We start from the raw sequence: 2886 nt of genomic DNA, 5'->3' as shown, positions 1-2886 counted from the left end.
TTTTAGCCATCGCTTCTCATATCAACTTTTCTTGGTGCAAGATGTGAGTTAAACTCGCCCAAAGATTAGATTTAGCATAAGTCCAAGCATTGAAGGTTATTTGATAAATATGACCTACTTCTGAAGATTGTAATGATTTATGGTCAGGATGACTCAACTCCCCCCAAGATTGTAATTTCGTAATAGATTTACTTCTAATCTCATTAACCTTACGTTGAATCAAGTGCATCCCAAAAGATTTCCCACTCCCCCAACTCCCTAAAAGGGCGACCGCAATAGGTGGTTGCAGAGTTCGCAACATTAACACTTCCGCCAACGCTTCGATCTCATCTTTAACATTAAGTTGGTCATCCCCAAAGGTTGCATCATTAGCAATGCTTTGAGGAACACTCACTCGCCGAAGTCGCGCCGATAGATTAGGGATAGGTATTGCTATATTACAAATCCACAATCTCAGGGTATCGTCCAAACTGCCAGAAACAATGGTTTCACCATTCGGAGAAAATGCCACTGACAAGACCTCATCAGAATGTCCTGTCAAGGGTGGGCCCAAAGCATTGCCCTTTATATCCCATAATCTCAGGGTATTGTCAGAACTGCCAGAAACAATGGTTTGACCATCGGGGGAAAATGCCACTGAATTGACAGAATTAGTATTTCCTTGAAAGGGTTGACCCAAAGCATTGCCCTTTATATCCCACAATCTCAGGGTATCGTCCAAACTGCCAGAAACAATGGTTTCACCATTCGGAGAAAATGCCACTGACAAGACCTCATCAGAATGTCCTGTCAAGGGTGGGCCCAAAGCATTGCCCTTTATATCCCATAATCTCAGGGTATTGTCAGAACTGCCAGAAACAATGGTTTGACCATCGGGGGAAAATGCCACTGAATTGACAGAATTAGTATGTCCTTGAAAGGGTTGACCCAAAGCATTGCCGTTGAGATCCCACAATCTCAGGGTATTGTCATCACTGCCAGAAACAATGGTTTGACCATCGGGGGAAAATGCCACTGAATTGACAGAATTAGTATGTCCTTGAAAGGGTTGACCCAAAGCATTGCCGTTGAGATCCCACAATCTCAGGGTATTGTCATCACTGGCAGAAACAATGGTTTGACCATCCGAGGAAAATGCCACTGAATTGACACCCCCAGAATGTCCTTGAAAGGGTTGACCCAAAGTATTGCCCTTGAGATCCCACAATCTCAGGGTATTGTCATCACTGCCAGAAACAATGGTTTGACCATCCGAGGAAAATGCCACTGACCAGACAGAATTAGTATGTCCTTCAAAGAGTGGGACCAAAGCATTGTCCTTTATATCCCACAATCTCAGGGTTCCGTCCCTACTCCCAGAAACAATGGTTTTACCATCAGGGGAAAATGCCACTGAATCGACAATATCAGAATGTCCTTGAAAGGGTTGACCCAAAGCATTGCCCTTGATATCCCACAATCTCAGGGTATTGTCATCACTGCCAGAAACAATGGTTTGACCATCGGGGGAAAATGCCACTGAATAGACAGAAGAAATATGTCCTTGAAAGGGTTGACCCAAAGCATTACCATTGAGATCCCACAATCTCAGGGTATTGTCCACACTCCCAGAAACAATGGTTTTACCATCGGGGGAAAATGCCACTGAATAGACAGAAGAAATATGTCCTTGAAAGGGTTGACTCAAAGCATTGCCCTTCATATCCCACAATCTCAGGGTATTGTCAGAACTGCCAGAAACAATGGTTTGACCATCCGGGGAAAATGCCACTGACAAGAAAGCATCAGAATGTCCTTGAAAGGGTTGACCCAAAGCATTACCCTTCATATCCCACAATCTCAGGGTTTTGTCAGAACTGCCAGAAACAATGGTTTGACCATCCGGGGAAAATGCCACTGACCAGACAGTATCAGAATGTCCCTCAAAGGTAGCGAGTATGTTTCCTGTAATCAGATCAAATAGCTGTAACTGACCATTCCTTAAACCTGCAATTACCTTTCTCCCATCAGGTGAAATAGCTACTGCCCGAACTATACTCTCCAACTGTGCAAAAACAATCGCTTCATGGCTTTCTGAGGACTTTTGTGCTGTTTGAAGGGTAGTAGTCATGGTTTAGCAGTGACCAGTTAACACTTTCTTGGAATAACAATAATGCTAACAATGCTTAATTAAGAACCTATGCACCCTAAACAAAACTTTTAACTTTATTCTGAAAAAACTGATGAGTAATCATTGAAACAACTGATCGCTGATAACTAAAACAACTGATAACTGATTACTGATTACTGTTCGCTGAAAAAACGGAGAGGGAGGGATTCGAACCCTCGATGGGTGTTAACCCATAACTCCTTAGCAGGGAGCCGCTTTCAACCACTCAGCCACCTCTCCAAGGCACAGAATATTATAGTAGCAGATAAATAGGGTTTCGAGTAAACTTTTTTAGTTTATTAAGTATTGCAACATCAATATTGACAGAAGTAACATAATTCTTAACATTAAAAAATAACAGATATTCTTTTTAGGAGAACTCACCTCTAATGTATTCAACTCTTTTTTTAGCTGTTACTGGTACTACTGTTGAATGGAGTCCCAAAGTTGCCTCCATCATGATCGTTTGTAACATCTTAGCCATTGTCATCGGCAGTTACACCATCGCCAAACCCAATGAAGGACCTGCTCTACCTGCCCCTAAGTTTTTCGGTGGTATGGGTTTAGGTGCATTATTAGGAACCACTAGCTTCGGTCATCTTTTAGGGGCTGGTGTTATCTTAGGTTTAGCCAATAGCGGCGTACTATAAGATAAAGTTTCTCTAAAATCCCTTTTTGTCCTTTAGCTAACCGTCGAGAAGCCCCGCACTGTACCGTAGGTCAGTGTCGGGATGAAA

Annotated in this window: 2 protein-coding genes and 1 tRNA gene; 1 reads left to right on the top strand and 2 read right to left on the bottom strand. The window is 42.7% G+C overall.

The annotated features are described in order from the left end of the window. Nucleotides 1–16: 16 nt before the first annotated feature. Both P9B04_RS19005 and P9B04_RS19000 read right to left on the bottom strand, forming a co-directional pair. A complete protein-coding gene (locus P9B04_RS19005; protein WP_342056543.1) occupies nt 17–2110 on the bottom strand; it encodes a P-loop NTPase fold protein in 2094 nt (697 codons plus the stop codon). 192 nt (nt 2111–2302) lie between these two features. Beyond that, nucleotides 2303–2389 (bottom strand) — tRNA-Ser (locus P9B04_RS19000). A gap of 149 nt (nt 2390–2538) precedes the next feature. On the opposite strand from P9B04_RS19000, the gene psaK reads away from it, so the two are divergent. Then, nucleotides 2539–2799, top strand: a complete 261-nt coding sequence (gene psaK / locus P9B04_RS18995; RefSeq protein ID WP_342056542.1) for a photosystem I reaction center subunit PsaK — start codon at nt 2539–2541, stop codon at nt 2797–2799. The last annotated feature ends 87 nt before the right edge of the window (nt 2800–2886 follow it).

This window comes from Crocosphaera sp. Alani8 (assembly GCF_038442745.1).
Taxonomy (GTDB): Bacteria; Cyanobacteriota; Cyanobacteriia; order Cyanobacteriales; family Microcystaceae; genus Crocosphaera.
Note: the sequence above shows the minus strand (reverse complement) of the source record. Positions and strands in the feature narration are given on the sequence as shown.

Bases quoted from the DNA above. Each gene is read 5' to 3' on its own strand.
- P9B04_RS19005 (WP_342056543.1), bottom strand. From the start codon at position 2,110: ATGACTACTACCCTTCAAACAGCACAAAAGTCCTCAGAAAGCCATGAA.
- psaK (WP_342056542.1), top strand. From the start codon at position 2,539: ATGTATTCAACTCTTTTTTTAGCTGTTACTGGTACTACTGTTGAATGG.